Below are 16,347 nucleotides of genomic sequence, written 5' to 3'. Positions count from 1 at the left end.
TCGACCGCGTGAGCGATGGGCGGGCCGTCTTGGACAAGCGTGAGGTTGGAGTAATCCGGTAGATCAAGAGGCAGTTCCGGGTCCTTGGCGACCACACGAACGTTCCCCCGGAACCAAGCCTCGATCACCTTCACAGCGTAGCCGGGAAGAGATCGGCAGGCGGGTTGGAAGCGGCGCCGCCGCTCCCCTAAACCGCCAGCACGACGACCCCGAGCCCGACGTGGTTGTAGGGGCCGGTGACGTAGACCCACAACAGGGGCAGCGGAAACCCCTGCGCGCGGTAGAGCCGGACCAGGCGCCACCCCCGAGGCTCCAGAACCACGGCCAACCCGCTCAGGAACCTCTCCGCCGTAGCGCCGCCCCGGTACGTCCGCCATCGCAGGACGCACTGCTCAACCTGGCCGCTCACAGGGAGCACTTCGCCCATACGATTTTTCCGCCTTCGGTGATCGGTCGGGTTCCCCAGTCGTGCACGAACTGCGACATCAGCAGCAGGCCCCGCCCCGAGGTCGCCTCCGGGTCCTCTTGGCCGACCACCGGCAGCCCCTCTCCCTGGTCCCACACCTCGATCACCGCCAGGTCCGCGCGGACGTCGCGGAAGACGCGCAGGATGATCTGACCTTCACCGTGCCGCCACGCGTTGGCCACCAGCTCGCACACCACCAGGCGCGCCACGAAGTCGTCCGTGGAGCCCCACTCCCGGAACTGCGCCGCGACGAAGTCTCTCGCCAACGCCGGCGCACGGTCACCGGGGTCGAGGAAGATTGTCGGGATTTCAGAGGTAAATGCGGACATCTCTACGACCTTTGGACGGTTTGTTTTGCATTGGAGGTCAAGAGTGCCTTCATGGAACTAAGCTCGCTACGTTCCGGAAGCAACCGCAACGAAAGAGATCATGAATGCCGATACGCGACGCACTGAACCCGGATCGCTCGCTGTGGCACTTCATCGCTGTGCACCTGCGCCGATATCGTGAGGCGCACAGCCTCACGGGCCAGGCTCTTGCGGACATTTTGGACTGTGACCGTTCCACTGTTTCCAGATATGAGTCCGGACTTCTCAAGCTCACTCGTAAGCACTCGGAGATCATTGACCGGACGTGCCAGACGCGGGGCATGTTCACGTCCCTGGTCACACTGGCAGGAGCAGGCGACGAAGGAGACTGGTTCACCGGGCTCACGGAGTACGAGGGACGCGCGAGTCGCATTCGCATGTGGGAGACGCTGTACGTTCCCGGCCTGTTTCAGACGCCGGAATATGCACTCGCCACGTTCACCGGCAACGCGGTAGCGGACCCGCAGGCCGCCCTGAACCGGCGGCTCAGCCGTCAGGCCGCCGTGTTCGACAAGCCCAACCCACCGCATCTCACGGCGATTCTGAACTGGACGGTCTTAGCGCAACCCATCGGCCCAGCTGAACTGATGCGCGAACAACTCGCCCGCCTCGTCGAGTTGAGCGAGCATCCGTCCGTGAGCATCCGGATCGTCGAACGGCAGGACAGGGCACACCCAGGGCTGGACGGACCATTCAAGATCGTCAGCGCAGACGGTCGCGACCTGGCGTACACCGAAGCAGTGACGAGGGGACGTTTCCTGACAGACCCACATGATGTGGAAGAGGTGGCCATAAGGTATGACCGTATTAGCGACATAGCCGCCCCGGTCGACCCGTCCCGGGCGCTGCTGGAGGCCGAACTGGAGAACCATCGATGACGAATTGGCGCAAGTCGAGCCACAGCGGCGGCAGTGCGACCTCCGATTGTGTCGAACTGGCGCGCTTCTTCCAGGCGGTCGGCGTGCGTGACAGCAAGGACCCGAGCGGCTCCCGCATCACGCTCCCGGTCGAGCGCTTCCGCCGGCTGACCGCCGACATCAAGCGCGGAGCACACGACCTACCCTGACATCCCCATCATGCGCATCACGACGAGAGCCCCTGAGCCGAGCGGTACGGCCGGGGCTCTCCAAGTGCGTGATCGAGAACGATCTCGCGATAGGTATGCCCGGCGTGGTGGGAGCCGGACCTTCGGTGTTGGGTCCGTCTGCTCTGCGACATGTCGATCTTCACGCTGAACCCGGCGAGGACCACGCCGTCACTCGGCAGGTGGAGAAGAACCACCCTGCCTGATCTGCCCGTCTACCGTCGTCCTGCGCTTGCCGGGAGCAGATCCGGTTGGACTGTTCTACTACGGAAGCACAAACCAAATCGGTGATGCGGCCTCGCGGTCGTGTCACCCAACCTGTCGGGAGAAACCTGATGTACACCCTGCGCAAGATGCTGGCCAACTGGCTCTACGCGCTGATCCGCCTGATCGACCCGTCCCGCACCCTCATCGTCAACGGCCCTCCCTTCGCCAGGAGGGCCGTACGCTTCTCTTCTCCGCTGGGCACGCAGGGATTGACGTAGCGGCGTTCGTCCTCCCACCTTCCTTCCTCCCCGCGGCCCCGACGAGACCTGTGCCTGGCGGCCGGCAGATGGAAGCGCCTGCCGGATGGGGGCGGTTCACGAGTTGTCGGCCTCATCCAGGCGCAAGCCGCAACAGACGAACGGACCGGGTGCGGAGGGTGCTCCCGCGCGAATGGCGCGCCCGTCAGGTGCCCGGCGCCCACGCCGCACGCTCCGGGCGGCCTGGCACGGGGCCGCGCAGCGGCCTGAGCGCCGTCGCGCGGCAGGGTGACAAGAGTGACAAGGGCACCGCCAAGCCATCGGGCACGCAACGGGCACGGAAGCCTGAGCGATCATGGGAAACATCAAGGCCCAGGAGGGGGAACACGCTTCCTGCCTGGGCCTTCGTGGTGGGAGCGGGCGACGGGAATCGAACCCGCGTAGCCAGTTTGGAAGCGGCGCCGATGGGCCTTTGAGTGATCATGAAAAGTCCATTAAACTGCAGGTCAGAGGGTGTTTCGTGTGCCATCCTGTACTCGTCGGTATCGCTCGGATTTTCATGATCCAGTGACAAATGAGTGACAGATGATCTTGTTCGGGGGGTCATGGGTTTCACACGCAAGCGCAAGGGTCCAGAAGGAACCCGATACCAAGCGCTCTACGACGACGCCCGAGGCGTCCGCCAGACAGCCGGCACCTTCGGCACCCGCAAGGAGGCCGACCGAGCCTGGCAACGAGCCGAGTCACGCATCGCCGAAGGCAAGGCGGGCGACCCCCGCCGCGCTCGCCAGACCTTCCGCACCTACGTAGAGGAGCGCTGGTTCCCGAACCACCGCATTGAGGCATCGACTCGCCAGGACTACGCCTACGCCCTCGCCGCCCATGTCATGCCGTACTTCGGCGACATGAAGCTGCAGGACATCACCTCAGAGACCGTCCGTGAGTGGATCACACACCTCAAGAAGCAGGGCGCCACGGCCTACAGCATCAAGTACTGCAAGACGGCGATCCTCAACGCCATCTTCACGACCGCGGTCAACGACGGCGTCCTCGCCTACCACCCGAGCCGCGGCGTGAAGACCGACCCCGTCCCCGAGAAGCCGCGACAGATCATCACCGCAGAGCAGTTCGCCCGCATCTACGAGGCCCTCCCAGACGCGACCGCCAAGCTCCTGGTCGAGACGGACATCGAAAGCGGCCTCCGCTGGGGCGAGTTGACCGAACTCCGCGTCAAGGACCTGGACTTCGCCACCGGCATCCTCACCGTCAGCCGCTCCGTCGTCGAACTCGTCCCCAGGTTCCATCCCGAAGGCCGCCGCTTCCTCGTCAAGGACTACCCCAAGGGCAAACGCTGGCGCCGCTTCAAGCTCAGCCACCAGATCGTCGCCAGGCTCAAGGCCCATGCAGAAGCCAATAACCTGGCCCCCGACGACCTCTTCTTCAGCCGCCGCCGAGACGAGCCGCCCAAGCTCGAACTCCTAGACCCCGACACCCTCACCTTCGAAGCCCCGAACGGCCGCACCTACACCCACGGAACGACCACGGCCTACAGCCTCGGCAAGTGCAAATGTCACCATTGCCGAGCGGCGTACGCCGCCTACCGAGCCGAGCGCCGCGCCCAGGGCAAGGACAACCCCCGCAACCCCCGCGTCATCGACGACGATCCCCACATCTCCGCCAACTGGTTCCGCACGCACTGCTGGCACCCGGCCCGAACCGCCGCCAACCTCGGATGGTCACCCCGAATCCACGACCTCCGCCACGCCCACGCATCTTGGCTTCTAGCCGGCGGCGCCGACCTCCAGGTCGTCAAAGAACGCCTCGGTCACCGCAAGATCTCCACGACCGAGCGCTACCTCCACACTCTTCCCACAGCCGACGAAACCGCCCTCGAAGCCCTCGCCAAGATTCGTACGACCCAGGGGAGCCAGGACGCGCCCTCAGACCTAGAAGCACAACTCGCCGAAGCCCAAGCGAAGATCAGCCAACTCCAGGCCGTCCTCGCTGACCAGTTGGTCGCCCAGCACGCCGAGACAAGACCGAACCTGCGCTCCGTGTAGCGCTGCGCTGCCGCTCAGGGACCCGGACACAGGAGCTGATCACTGATGGTGCCCACTTCCTCGGATGACCAAGAAGGATCTCGTGGTGAGATCGCGCGGGCCCATCTGGAGTTCCGCCGCATGGAGATGCGTCAGGCCATGCTCGACAAGCATTGCAAACTCGACGGGTCGACAACCTCCAGCGTCTCCCTCCTGGCCGACATCCCAGCCGAGGACGTCGAACGACTCGGCGGCATCAGCGAGGACACCTGATCAACGCAACCGACGCGGCCGACGCGACGACGGCAAGCGCTATCAATCGGAAGCAGGCCCCCGCCTGGTCCGCCGCTTGATCAGGGTAATCCGTAGCCTGGCCCGCGGATCCCGGCACCATGGTCACGAGCATGCCGCCGTAGGGATCCAGGCGCCCGCATGCGAGATCTCATTCCCTCACCGAGGGCAGCTCACTCCTACCATTGGTATGATTGGGTTGTGGACGCCAAGCAGACTCCCGTCAAGCAGCCCCTTCGTGTCGCGAAGCGCGGCAAGGCCACGAAGGTTCGTAAGCCCGCGGGCGGTCCGGGTGCGACCGAGAAGTTGTCGGCCACCATCCGCCGGGGCCGCAAGGCTGAGATCCGCGAACAGGCCCGCAAGCTAGGTCTGTCCGATTCTGCCTACGTAGATGAGGCGATCGCGGCCAAGCTCCAACTCGACGCCCTCGCCGAGTTCGTTGACGAGCTGGAAGAGCGGCACGGACCGTTCAGCGAGGACGAGATCCAGGCCGCCCTCGCCGCTTGGCCGTCTGCGCAAGATCAGTGAGCACCGTGCGAGGCCGTCGTGCTGCGAGGCTCGGCGGGGTTTTGGTGCTCGATAACGACGCCATCAACAAGGCCGCCACGGACCGCAACGTTGCGATCTTCTTCGCGGCTGCGCTGCGCAAGCAGGCACGCTTGATTACGTCCAGTGCCGTGCTGACGGAGATCCTGCGCGGTTCCGACCGGGACACGAAACTGAACCATGTGCTGTCCAGCACCCGGGCTGTCGTTGAGCCTGTCACCGAAGACCTTGCGCGCTCCGCCGGGAAGTTGATCGGTGACGCCGGGTTCGACTCGACGGAGGTTGTTGATGCCTTGGTCGCCGCGACGGCTCACATGTACGCCGACCGTGCGGAGGCGGCAGGACAACAGCCTGATGTCCTGATCTTGACCGCCGACGCTACCCATCTGCCGGGGTTGGCCGGTGACCGAAAGGGAGTAAGGGTACAGAACGTGAAGGACATTCCCTCGTCCTGAAGCCCGCTTGTCACGGCCCCCTGGACGGCCCTCGGCGCTTACCAGGTGCCTGGGAACATGCGGTGCTTGAGCAGGTCTTCGACTTGTCCAGCGGCGGCTTTGGCGTCCCCGCAGGGAGCCAGGTAACCGCGCCGCCCGCGCTCCGCGTCGTGGTATCCCCATGTCCTCCCTGAAACCGCCAGGACGACTACCCCGAGTCCGACGTGGTTGTAGGGGCCGGCGGCGTAGACCCACAACAGGGGCAGCGGAAACCCCTGCGCGCGGTAGAGCCGGACGAGGCGCCATCCCCGAGGCTCCAGAGCCACGGCCAACACGTTCAGGGACCTCTCTGCCGTAGCGCCGCCCCGGTGCGTCCGCCACCGCAGGACGCACTGCTCGACCTGGGCGCTCACAGGGCGCACTTCGCCCATACGATCTTTCCGCCTTCCGTGATCGGTCGGGTTCCCCAGTCGTGCACGAGCTGCGACATCAGCAGCAGGCCCCGGCCCGAGGTCGCCTCCGGGTCCTCCGGGCCGACCACCGGCAGCCCTTCTCCCTGGTCCCACACCTCGATCACCGCCAAGTCCGCGCTGACGTCGCGGAAGACGCGCAGGATGATCTGACCCTCACCGTGCCGCCACGCGTTGGTCACCAGCTCGCACACCACCAGGCGCGCCACGAAGTCGTCCGTGGAGCCCCACTCCCGGAACTGCGCCGCGACGAAGTCTCTCGCCAACGCAGGCGCGTCTTTGTTGGGGTCGAGAAGAAGAGTCGGGATTTCTGGGGCAGGGACGGACATATCGCTACCACCTTCGGAACGTGGCCGGTTACTTCGGGTGTAATCGTGTTCGCTCTGAGCTACGCTCGCTACGTTCCAGAACCATTCGCAACAAACGGGAGAGGCCGTGCTCACGCGAGAGTCACTCGACCCGTCAAGATCGATTTGGCACTTCATAGCGTTCCACCTGCGCCGTTACCGCAAAGCACACGGGATGTCGGGGCAGGCTCTCGGTGACCTGCTTGAGTGCGACCGTTCGACTGTTTCCCGGTACGAGTCCAACACGCTCAAGCTCAAGCGGGAGCACGCAGAGATCATCGACCGCGTGTGGAGCACGGACGGCATGTTCACGGCTCTGGTCGGGTTCGCCGAGCGCGCCGACGAGGGCAACTGGCTACTGGAACTCGCCGAGCTGGAGGCGCGCTCATCAAGGCTCAGGATGTGGGAGTCATCAGTCATCCCGGGGTTGTTCCAGACACCGGACTACGCCCGTGCCGCACTGAGCGCCGGAACAGCGGAAGATCTTGAAGCGACCCTTGAGCGGCGGCTGGCACGGCAGGCCACCGTATTCGGCAAGACGAAGCCACCGCGAGTGACAGCTCTTCTCGGCTGGGCGGCAGTGTCGCAGATCGTGGGCGGTCCGGACGTCATGCACGGCCAACTCACTCGGCTGATCGAGCTGAGCGAGCTTCCCTTCATCAGTATCCGGATAGTCGAGAACAACGCAGGTGCGCATCCTGGCCTCGACGGCCCTTTCGTACTCCTCACGGTCGGGGACCGGGACATCGCCTACACCGAAGCGGCGACGCGTGGCTGCTTCCTCATGGACCCGTTCGATGTGCAAGAAGTGGCAGTAAGGTACGACTTGATGAGCGACATAGCCGCCCCAGTCGGCCCAAGTCGGGCCTTCCTGGAGGCCGAACTGGAGAAGTACACATGACCCAGTGGCGCAAGTCGAGCCGCAGCGGCACAGGCGGCCAGTCCAACTGCGTGGAGGTTGCGAATCTCTCTGGTCACGTCGGCGTGCGCGACAGCAAGGACCCGAGCGGCCCCCGCATGACGCTCCCGGCCGAGCGCTTCCGCCGGCTGACCGCCGACATCAAGCGCGGGGCACACGACCTCCCCTGACAGCCCATCATGCGCATCACGACGGGAGCCCTGAGCCGAGCGGTACGGCCGGGGCTCTCTAGCGCCCGCTAGGTGGCCGCCGGCGTCGGTTCGGGGCAGGTATGCGGCCTCTCCGGGCCGACCCGCCTCGGCTGCCCGGCAAAGTCGTGCGACTCCATTGACCCTTAGAGCGTTGACATAAACGCACGGATAAGAGAAGCTTGCGCAGCTTTGCGCTCATCTACTGCTCGTGAAATCTGCGCCAGATCTTCCCGTGTGACCAGATAGTCGGCTTCTATGACTTTCCTTCTAATCAATTCGATCGGCGTCGGCCCCACCAAATTTTCGCGCAGCGTAGCCAATTCTTGGGCAACGCAAAATCTGACTGGAATTCCTGCCTTGGCCTCCAATTTTTTCAACTTTCCTTTGAGAGTTTTTGATGGGCTTGGTCCTACCACTAGAACAAAAGCAAGGGGAGGGGAGGTCGTCAGAGCCATTCGTGACTCGTTGATGTAGTCGAGCAAGGCGCGCTCGTCCTTGGCAGGGAGCGAGTAAGCACTACTTGAAGTCTTGGCCTCAAGCAGGAAAGAGAATGGTGCAGACGGGTCCCCACTTATGCAGACAAGATCGATGGTGCGTTCGCCGATCCGGGTTCCCACCACATAAAAGCCAAAAGATTGGACCAGAAGGGCCAGTTGGTGCTCAAATATCTTCTCGAGATTCTTGATGCCATACCGGTCGACAGCCAGTTTTCTTCTCTCCGCTATGAGTTGCAGCTCTGGCAAACGCAGTGCTGAGAACGCACCTTGTGTGTGACTTTCATTCCATGGATTTGCGGGATGGTGATAGACGGTGTGGTTCAGGTGCATTGCGTAGCTCAGGACATAGCGAATCAGATATTGTGCGTCTGGCCCGAGTTTGCAAAATCCATTGCTATCTACGTAGTCTTGGTAGACATGGAAGACTCCGAGGAGCGAATGCGCGAAAGCGACCTCCAGGTCATCTAGACGCGACCGCATCTCGACAACTCCCCGCCGCAACAGGTAGAGAAGGCGCGCACACTGCAGAGCGCTCACATAGTTCTCAAGTAAACGCTGAGACCATACGTGGCCAGTTTCCGATATTTCCCTTTCTTGAATATTGGTTAGATCTGAGGCGCTTGCGCCCGGAAGGCCGATTCCCTTATAGCCTCCCATTGGGAGGGTCACGAGAAGATGGCTCGCAAAGGTGTAGTAGTTGCCTGCAACCATAATCGCCCGGATGACGGCATCGTCTCTGCTGAAATGATGACGATCCGTGCAGGTTGAGCAGTAATAGAAAACCTCCTCAGCTTCATCTATGTTAATGTCGTAATCGCCATTGGTCAAATCTACCCAAAGGCGAAAATGAGTCTGTGCGACGCGGTATAGTAGATCAACGTCGGACTTGCTGGAAATAATAGTCCTTGGGGGTGGCAAAGAGATTAAGTCCATGAACTCTGGATCGAGAAGCGTATTTATCGCCTCGTTCGGGGTCCTGTCTGCCATAGCATCCTCCTTCAGTGAGTGTCTTCGGCCTCATAGTGATGTGACCTGCGAGCCTTGATCGTGTTAGCTATATATACCGGCGGTACGACAACAGGAGGAGACAGGCTGGATCCTGGGGCCGGGTGGTTAGGCACGCCTTGAGCGGGGCTTCGTAGCCCCCCAGAGGCCGGAGTATAGGCCCGCGCGAAGCTGTCTGTCGCACCGTCTCGCCGTTCGCGTGGACGCACCCTGCGGGGCGGGTGGGGGTGCTAACGGCGCCGCTAACAACGGAGCTGAATGATCTTGGATGGGTATGGACGTGCGGAAGGATGGGGCTGGTCAGGGGATTTGTGGGGACACCGCTGGACAGTCCTGAACTCGCTCGTAATGAGTTGCTCCGTGGTTCATTCCTACAATCGCTACAGCGTGGCTGAGGTGGGTTGTGTGGTCGGGGTGATCGCTGTCGCGCGGCTTCCGGTGCTCGGGCCGTGGCCGACCGTGTGCTCCGGGTCCGCTTGCCCTCGGGTGACTCGGGTGCTGTGAGCGGTTAAGGACACGCAGGCCACCGGCCAGATGGCGGGCCATTAACCAGGGTGGTCAAGGGGAATTCACGGTCACTTGCGGTAGCACGCTACGCCAGGTCAGCCGTGTCAACAGGCAAGATCAAGCCTATTCCCAAGCTGGCAGCGCGGTTCGATTTCCGTCATTCGCTCCGAGCCGAAGGCCCAGGCCAGGGGACGCCCCCCACCGGGCCCTGCTGTCGCCGGGCCGCCACGAGCCCTTGCGCGACAAGCGTGCAACTAGACCGCTGGGACATCAGCGCCTCCACCTCGTCTCCGGCCACGATCGGACATTTCCTGTGCGGTTGGTTACGTCCTCCTTGCGGCGTGTGTTATGTGTTGAAGATCCTCGATTTTATCGGAGAGTTGGACTGAGAGGGCGATGTGGCGGGGCTCGAGGGGGTGCGTCGTGCGTCGAGGGCCCAAGATGCGGTACGTCTGCTGTTCGTGCTCGACCGCTGTGGGGCTCCATGGGATGCAGGGCCGGACGAGCCAGCGCCACAAGGCGCTGTTGCGGTGATCCGGGGTCAGAAGCGCCTGCAAGCTTTAGATTTCTGGCTGCGAAATCCGGACTACCTTGCTGACGAACTACTCGCCCAGGCTGAGGATGGCTCAGCATTGAACAGGGATTGGGCTCTGGCGCAGGCCAATGTGCTTCTAGACGGTGACGAGCCTGATATATCGCGGTATCCGATGGTGCGCTGGAGGTTTGGTGCATGGGAACCGCTGGACGACGCATTGGCGCTACTGCTGTCCCACGGTTTGATCAGCGTTGAAGCGGTCGGTGAGACACCAGTAAAAGTGGAGCGCTGGGACTACTTCCTGCTGACAGCAGGCCGGGACCTTGCCGCCGAACTGCGCACAGAGGCCCCAGACCTTGCCTGGTACGACGACCGAGCCGCGATCGTGCTGGCCGTTGCAGGGCAACGTAGCGGGAGCCAACTCAAGGACATCCAATACAAGCAAGCCGAGTACGAGCGCACCGTGTGGAAGGCCAGCATCAGCGGCATTACCGAACGAGTCCGCGAGCGGCTGAAGAGGCTGAACGAGCAGACGGCTGGGGCAGGCGGATGAGCGACTTTGTGCAGGCGGTTGCCCAGCGGGCTGGCTTCGGTGATGACCAGACGGCGGAGATCCTGGCGCGGCACGGGGTTCGGGAGAGCGGCATCCTGCCGAGGCCGCGCCGGCTGCAGGTGCGACGGATCGCGTTCACGGGACAAAAAACCGGCACCTCTGCCACGCCAGTAGACTTCACTTGGGACCTCGGTCCTGGTCTGTGGTGTGTGACAGCTGACAACCTGCGAGGCAAGAGCAGCGTTCTGGAAGTCGTCTGGTGGTGCCTGCGCGGCTCGGGCCGCCTGCAGTCCGACGTATTGCACTGGATTCACCACGTGCACCTGGCTGCAGAGATCGACGGCGAGCCGTTCACCGTGAGCGTCGACACCACCGGCGAACAACTCACCGGCACGCTGGAGGTCGGAGCCCAGTCACACCGCAGCACATTTACCGGCGAAACAGAATTCGCCTCGGTCATGGGCGCGTTCATGATGGACCGGCTGGGCCTGGAATCTTTGCGCGGCTGGCGCAAGGACACCGCCGCATCCGTCGGCGAGAAAGAAGAAGGTGCTGACGGCCAGATGGTGGTGACCTCCTGGCCCGCATACAGTCACGCCCTGATCTGCCGCAATCGGGAGAACGATGCCCTGTTGGGAGAGACATCCGGCGGCGGAACCATGGTCAGTCTGCTGCAGATGTTCGTGGGCCTACCTTGGACGACCACCCGTCGGGACGCTGCAGCTGCCTTGAACGTCCTGCAGCAGTCCATGAGAGGCGAGCGCCGCCGAGCCCAGCAGGACCTCCAAGCACGCAGCGCCTCGCTGAAGGAGTTGAAGGACCAGCTAGCGCGAGCCCGCCAAGCGGTCGCACAAGCGGGCGACGCCCCCAGCATGGAGGCTGCCGCCGAAGCCATGGAACAGACTGCCGCACGCCTGGCAGAGTTGACCGCCCGGCACAAGGACCTGGTTCAACGGAGCGACGGAGCTCGGAAGGCGGAGGAAGAACTCCATGAGACACTCGTCATGGATCAGGCCCGACTGCGTGACATACGTGAGACCGCTGCTGCGCAGCGATTTTTCGGAGCCCTGAAGCCAACCTGCTGCCCTCGATGCTCGACCGCCCTGGACCAGTTGCCGCATGCGGACCTCGATGACCAGCACTGCCGTATCTGCGGTTCCTCTCCGCCGGAACGTCCGATCGACACCTCCGTAACAGAGGAACTCGCCGCCTCCATCGACGCTCTCCAAGCAGGTCACCAGCAGGCAAAGCTTGCCGCTCAGAGGGCCGCCGCGGACGTCGAGGCGTCGGAGGTCCGGCGGGAAGAGGCCCGTGCCGCCTTCGAGGCAGCGCAGGCAACCATGCCACGCGAATCAGTGCTGCGTGCACAGCTGGAGGTCGCCCGTTTGGAGGGTGCCCTCCAGGAGCGCCAGGCGGCCGAGCGGCGCGCCCAGCCTCCACATGGCCTTTCAGAAGAGGAAACCGTTCTTGATGCTGCCGTCAAGGAAGCCGACCGACGAGCGAAAGCCGCCTCAACAACGCTGCTCAGCAACGTGAGCGTCGAGATTCGTCGTCTGGCTGTAAGGCTGGGCATGGTGGAACTCCAAGACGTCAAACTGCAGGCCAACGGTCCTTTGAAGATCACTAAGGGCGGCAGTGCCCCGACCACCTTCACCGCTGTCACGCCCGGCGAGCAATTGAGACTGCGGATCGCGACGCTCCTGGCATTGCTGCGCGTGGGCAACGGGTCCGGGGTGGGTCGTCATCCTGGGCTACTGCTGCTCGATTCCGCTGGTGCCCAGGAGACAACCGACGTCGATCTGGCCGAAGTCCTTAGCCAACTGAGAAGCATCTGTGAAGAGAGCGAAGGCTTGCAGGTCATCACGGCCACCGCCAAGCGAGACGTAGCAATTAGGGTCATTCCAGAGAATCGCCTCGTCGTCGCAGGCCCAGGAGAGGCTGTCTGGTGAGCCAGACCGCTGATGTGACCACTCATCTCGCCGCCCTGGAGGTCACCCGCCGTGACCCCCCTTGAGATGCTGCTCGCTCAAGATGGCGCCCCGCCCACGCTGGCAAACCTTGGCGGCGAGGACGTCTTTTGGCAACAAAGCGACACGCTGATTACCTCCAAGCTGTGGTTTCGCGCTGCAGAGGCTCTGCTGGCTGAATGGGACACGCTGGACCAGCCCGAACGGGCTGCGGCATTCATCACCAATGCTCTCAGCACGACATCGAGCCCGGCGGCCGCCGACGACGTCCTCGATCAGCTTGTGGAGCATCCAGGCTATCTCCGCCAAGCCGCCAACCAGCTTAACGACCTCTCGCTGGCACGCAGCCGCCGCTACGCGACCCCCCTGGACGCCGAACTGGCCGGCATCTTCCTAGAAGCCGCACTCCGTCTTGCTCTAGCAGGAACCACAAGCCGCTACGGACTCCTAGACCGTCTCGTCGACTCGTCGGTTTCTGCCGCACCCCATGTCTATGCCCGCCGCGTTGTCCGCGCGCTCGGTACTGCCTACGAACACTGGCGTGACCAGGACCTGCTCGTCGCGCTGGGACGCTTCACCGGCACCTATGCTCACGGCGACGCGGCCTACGAACTCGCCATGTGTCACCTGGCCGACGCCTTCAACGCCGCCGACCGCCCCGCCCTCCTCGATAGCTTCACCACCGCACGAGAATTGCTCCAGGAGGCCGTCCGCGCAGAGGAAGACCGACCGGATGCTGTCGCCTACCTCGCTGCTCTCGACGCCGTCCTCGCCTTTGACAGCGGGCACACCGAAACCCTCGAGTCGGCCACACAACGGCTACGCCGCTCAATCACGGAACACAGTATGTGGCTGACCGGCAGCCGCACTCATTGGAGAGCCGGCCGCTACGACACCGAGGCCGCCTGGTACAACCTCAGCGCAGATCTTGACCACGCACACACTCACCTCGGGCAGCCCTTGACCAACTGGTCCGCTCGGACCATCCAGCACGTCCTCGCCGTCTACACCGCGCACCGAAGCGTCCGCATCCAACCCGTCGATGCAGCCCGGGGTCTTCAGATATTGCTCGCCCCACCCATTGAGGACGCCTTCGCCAGTCGCGAAGGACTTCGGCTGCACTTGAGGGGCATCCTCGCCGACGCGCCCGCGGATTGGGACGTCGACGCAGCCGAGCAACTCCTCCACGCCATCAACGAACGCCTAGCCGCCGGAGATCCGCAGCTAGCACCGGGAGGCTTGGGAAAAGCCCCACAGGCGGCCTACCCTCAACTGGCCGCCGCCCTCGGTAGCCAGGCTCTGGCTGGTCTCCCAGCGCCGATGCTGCAAGCGCTCCAGGACGGTATCTCGGACGGCGACGCCGCACTAACTATGCGCATGCCCATCGCCCAGCAGGACATCTTCAACGATGCTCTCGTTGCACTCAACCACAGCCCCGACTTCCGGCACCCAGTGGTTCGCAAGCACTTCGTCAGGCTCATCACCCAGACGATCCGTTTCCTGCATAACCGCACTAACCGTGGCCGCGCACACCACAGCCCAAGGTTCGCTTACCTCTTCGCTCCGGAGCCCGGTGATAAACTCCCGCTGGAAAACACCATCCAGGAAGACTTCCAGGACTACCTGGACGGTAACCTTGAAGACGTCGACATCGAGAAGGTTGATAGAAGCGGTGGTCGCGCCGACCTCGAAGTTACTTTCCCTGGATTCGCTATCATAATTGAGTGTAAGCGGACCAAGGGAAAAACCACCCATCGGGGACTGCGGCGATACCTTGGCCAAACCGTCGCCTATCAAGCCAGCGGTGTCGCCCTCGGAATGCTCGTCGTCCTGGACCTGACACCCAAAACGGAATGGATCCCCAGCATTCGTGATAATATGTGGGTGGAGCGAATCCGTGCCCCCACATCCGATCAAGGTGACCGATGGGCCGTGATCGTTCGAGTACCGGGAAACCGCATAACGCCTCACGAGATGTGAACATGGCGCCGTAACGTCAAACCTAGAGGCCGAGATAACAGCACCGCTGCACGACCTCGCATCAACCGGCCGCAATATTTCCCTTACCGCAGCCACCTCAGGCCTTCAGGGCCGCAGGCCGCACAAGTCCGCACGCATTGACGCTTGCCTGTAGCGCCTGACGAAGTTCCAGGCGCTGTCGGCGTCCAGCAGGGCGGCCGCCTCGGGGTGATTATCCTTGCACCGCCTGACAATGCGAGGCGAGGGTTCTCGTCGCGGCGATCTGACGGTGGGACTGATGGCCCGACCGCGACACAGCAGACCAAGAGTGTGTGCGTCACTCCGACTTCAGCTCTGCAGACCTGCACAGTACTGGGGCACCCAGTGGGGCCCGTGTGCCTGACCAACATCCCGCCGTCGTCCACCCGACCCCAGGGATCTCCGACTCACAACACCACATCTTCTGGGCGGAAGGCGTCACACACATCGGACCGCGTACCGAGGATTGGGCGGCCGAGCGGATCGAGTAGGTGCATCTGGCTGACATTCGCAGCTTGGTCGATGGTGGGAAGGCCGTCAGAGGAACGGGTATGGCTGCCCTCCTCCTCGCAACCTGCAAAGGGCGACCTCCGCCTCGCCGGTTCGACTGGCCGAACTCGACACGGAAGGCGTTATCGGCGTTTCTTGTTCTTGCCGCGCATACCGCATAGTTGGGATTCATCAGCAAGGTGAACGCTGCGGTAAGGTCCGGCAGCGAGCATCAGAATCGGCTCGTTGATCGATATGAATTGACCTTTGCGAACTGACTCATAGTCAGCTCAGTGCGGGATGCAAGATAGTTGGTAGAGCGCTACCTGTTGTGGATAACTTCCGCTCGGAAGATCACACTGGCCAGGTAGGGGACCGAGCGCGGTCCCTCAAAAGCCAGGAGTGGAGGTACACGACGACATCCAAACAAGGCAGCGACGGGGCAGAGCCGCTGCAGCGTCGAGCGAAGCTCGGCAGAGGGCGGCGGCGAGAGCGGGAACTGAGAATCCGCGTCAGTGACGTGGAGTACGAAGACATCCATCAAGCGGCAGCGCAAGCTGGGCTTGCCTGTAGCGCTTTCGTCATAAAGACGGTTCGCACCGCAATCCATGAACAGCGGCCCCTGGATGGGGCGCTTGTGGCGATGCATGCCGAGCTGCGGAATGCCAGCCGTCAGGTGAACGCGGTCGGGGTCAACCTCAACCAGCTTGTGCGCCATGCCAACGCCTACAACGAGGTCCCGGAATCGGTGTCGTGGTTGGCGGCGTACTGCTTCCAGGTGGTGCGGCGGGCGGAGGCCGTCATTGTGGAACTCGGCAGGCGTCTGCCGTGATCGCGAAGGTCACTCGCGGCTCCGATGTCGGGAACCTCTTGCGCTACCTGTACGGGCCGGGCAAGCGCAACGAGCACGCCGATCCGCACATTGTTGCCGGGTACCGGCCAGGGCTAATGCGTTCTCAAGTGCTGAGATGAGCTGGTAGATCGGCAGGCCAACGGCGAGTGGCACCCGGGGTTGTGAACGACGAACGCGGTCCCCGATGATCTTGGGTGTCTAAGCCAGTCGATCAAGACAGGGACCGCGTTCGCGTGCCATCCTCCCCGATCGACGCCCTGGTCCGCCACTGCGAGGGCGTCGTCCTGCCATGTCCCGTCACCGACCTTCCCGGCCTGCCGGTAC

General features: G+C 63.1%; 18 protein-coding genes. 13 read left to right on the top strand and 5 right to left on the bottom strand.

Annotation, left to right across the window (positions count from 1 at the left end; all coding sequences use genetic code 11):
• Positions 1–187: 187 nt before the first annotated feature.
• Both E1281_RS03430 and E1281_RS03425 read right to left on the bottom strand, forming a co-directional pair.
• Complete coding sequence (locus E1281_RS03430) at positions 188–409, bottom strand: hypothetical protein (RefSeq protein WP_131875642.1); 222 nt, start codon at positions 407–409, stop codon at positions 188–190.
• Complete coding sequence (locus E1281_RS03425; RefSeq protein WP_165958776.1) at positions 406–732, bottom strand: ATP-binding protein; 327 nt, start codon at positions 730–732, stop codon at positions 406–408. Before E1281_RS03425 ends, E1281_RS03430 begins: the two co-directional genes overlap by 4 nt.
• Positions 733–899: 167 nt before the next feature.
• On the opposite strand from E1281_RS03425, the gene E1281_RS03420 reads away from it, so the two are divergent.
• The 7 genes from E1281_RS03420 (at position 900) to E1281_RS03400 (ending at position 5,713) form a co-directional block, all read left to right on the top strand.
• Positions 900–1,712 (top strand): helix-turn-helix transcriptional regulator, encoded by an 813-nt coding sequence (locus E1281_RS03420; protein ID WP_131875640.1) that lies wholly within the window; start codon positions 900–902, stop codon positions 1,710–1,712.
• Positions 1,709–1,900 carry a DUF397 domain-containing protein gene (locus E1281_RS03415; RefSeq protein ID WP_131875639.1) on the top strand — a complete coding sequence of 64 codons (192 nt, stop codon included), beginning with the start codon at positions 1,709–1,711 and terminating at the stop codon, positions 1,898–1,900. The genes E1281_RS03420 and E1281_RS03415 overlap by 4 nt, the downstream gene beginning before the upstream one ends.
• 353 nt (positions 1,901–2,253) lie before the next feature.
• Entirely contained in the window at positions 2,254–2,403 is a 150-nt protein-coding gene (locus E1281_RS39960) for a hypothetical protein (RefSeq protein ID WP_165958775.1), read from the top strand.
• A gap of 584 nt (positions 2,404–2,987) precedes the next feature.
• Positions 2,988–4,442, top strand: coding sequence for a tyrosine-type recombinase/integrase (locus tag E1281_RS03410; RefSeq protein ID WP_131875638.1), 1,455 nt, complete (start codon positions 2,988–2,990; stop codon positions 4,440–4,442).
• A gap of 120 nt (positions 4,443–4,562) precedes the next feature.
• On the top strand, positions 4,563–4,694 hold the full coding sequence (locus E1281_RS42520) for a hypothetical protein (protein WP_279433583.1): 132 nt from the start codon (positions 4,563–4,565) through the stop codon (positions 4,692–4,694).
• A 219-nt stretch (positions 4,695–4,913) separates the two neighbouring features.
• On the top strand, positions 4,914–5,240 hold the full coding sequence (locus tag E1281_RS03405; RefSeq protein ID WP_131875637.1) for a hypothetical protein: 327 nt from the start codon (positions 4,914–4,916) through the stop codon (positions 5,238–5,240).
• 44 nt (positions 5,241–5,284) lie between these two features.
• Entirely contained in the window at positions 5,285–5,713 is a 429-nt protein-coding gene (locus E1281_RS03400) for a PIN domain-containing protein (RefSeq protein ID WP_165958774.1), read from the top strand.
• Between the two features lie 38 nt (positions 5,714–5,751).
• Here the strand turns inward: E1281_RS03400 and E1281_RS03395 are convergent, their stop codons facing one another.
• Together E1281_RS03395 and E1281_RS39955 are read right to left on the bottom strand one after the other, a co-directional pair.
• Positions 5,752–6,018, bottom strand: coding sequence for a hypothetical protein (locus E1281_RS03395; RefSeq protein ID WP_131875635.1), 267 nt, complete (start codon positions 6,016–6,018; stop codon positions 5,752–5,754).
• Positions 6,019–6,101: 83 nt separating this feature from the next.
• Positions 6,102–6,428 carry an ATP-binding protein gene (locus E1281_RS39955; protein WP_165958773.1) on the bottom strand — a complete coding sequence of 109 codons (327 nt, stop codon included), beginning with the start codon at positions 6,426–6,428 and terminating at the stop codon, positions 6,102–6,104.
• A gap of 169 nt (positions 6,429–6,597) precedes the next feature.
• Between E1281_RS39955 and E1281_RS03385 the strand changes: the two genes are divergently transcribed.
• Both E1281_RS03385 and E1281_RS03380 read left to right on the top strand, forming a co-directional pair.
• Positions 6,598–7,410 (top strand): helix-turn-helix transcriptional regulator, encoded by an 813-nt coding sequence (locus E1281_RS03385; RefSeq protein WP_165958772.1) that lies wholly within the window; start codon positions 6,598–6,600, stop codon positions 7,408–7,410.
• Complete coding sequence (locus E1281_RS03380) at positions 7,407–7,598, top strand: DUF397 domain-containing protein (protein WP_131875632.1); 192 nt, start codon at positions 7,407–7,409, stop codon at positions 7,596–7,598. Before E1281_RS03385 ends, E1281_RS03380 begins: the two co-directional genes overlap by 4 nt.
• 164 nt (positions 7,599–7,762) lie before the next feature.
• On the opposite strand, the gene E1281_RS03375 is transcribed toward E1281_RS03380, so the two are convergent.
• The gene (locus E1281_RS03375) at positions 7,763–9,103 is read right to left on the bottom strand and encodes a hypothetical protein (RefSeq protein ID WP_131875631.1); all 1,341 of its coding nucleotides are present in this window, start codon (positions 9,101–9,103) and stop codon (positions 7,763–7,765) included.
• Between the two features lie 1,055 nt (positions 9,104–10,158).
• Between E1281_RS03375 and E1281_RS03370 the strand changes: the two genes are divergently transcribed.
• The 4 genes from E1281_RS03370 to E1281_RS03355 all read left to right on the top strand — a co-directional run bounded on the left by E1281_RS03370 (position 10,159) and on the right by E1281_RS03355 (position 16,002).
• Positions 10,159–10,716 (top strand): hypothetical protein, encoded by a 558-nt coding sequence (locus tag E1281_RS03370; protein WP_207943077.1) that lies wholly within the window; start codon positions 10,159–10,161, stop codon positions 10,714–10,716.
• A complete protein-coding gene (locus E1281_RS03365; protein ID WP_131875630.1) occupies positions 10,713–12,665 on the top strand; it encodes a hypothetical protein in 1,953 nt (650 codons plus the stop codon). Before E1281_RS03370 ends, E1281_RS03365 begins: the two co-directional genes overlap by 4 nt.
• Before the next feature lie 51 nt (positions 12,666–12,716).
• Positions 12,717–14,663, top strand: a complete 1,947-nt coding sequence (locus E1281_RS03360; protein ID WP_131875629.1) for a hypothetical protein — start codon at positions 12,717–12,719, stop codon at positions 14,661–14,663.
• A gap of 1,027 nt (positions 14,664–15,690) precedes the next feature.
• Positions 15,691–16,002 (top strand): plasmid mobilization relaxosome protein MobC, encoded by a 312-nt coding sequence (locus tag E1281_RS03355; RefSeq protein WP_131875628.1) that lies wholly within the window; start codon positions 15,691–15,693, stop codon positions 16,000–16,002.
• Positions 16,003–16,347: the final 345 nt, after the last annotated feature.

The organism is Actinomadura sp. KC345 (assembly GCF_004348515.1).
In the GTDB taxonomy this organism is placed as follows: Bacteria; Actinomycetota; Actinomycetes; order Streptosporangiales; family Streptosporangiaceae; genus Spirillospora.
This window is presented reverse-complemented; position numbering and strand designations above follow the sequence as displayed.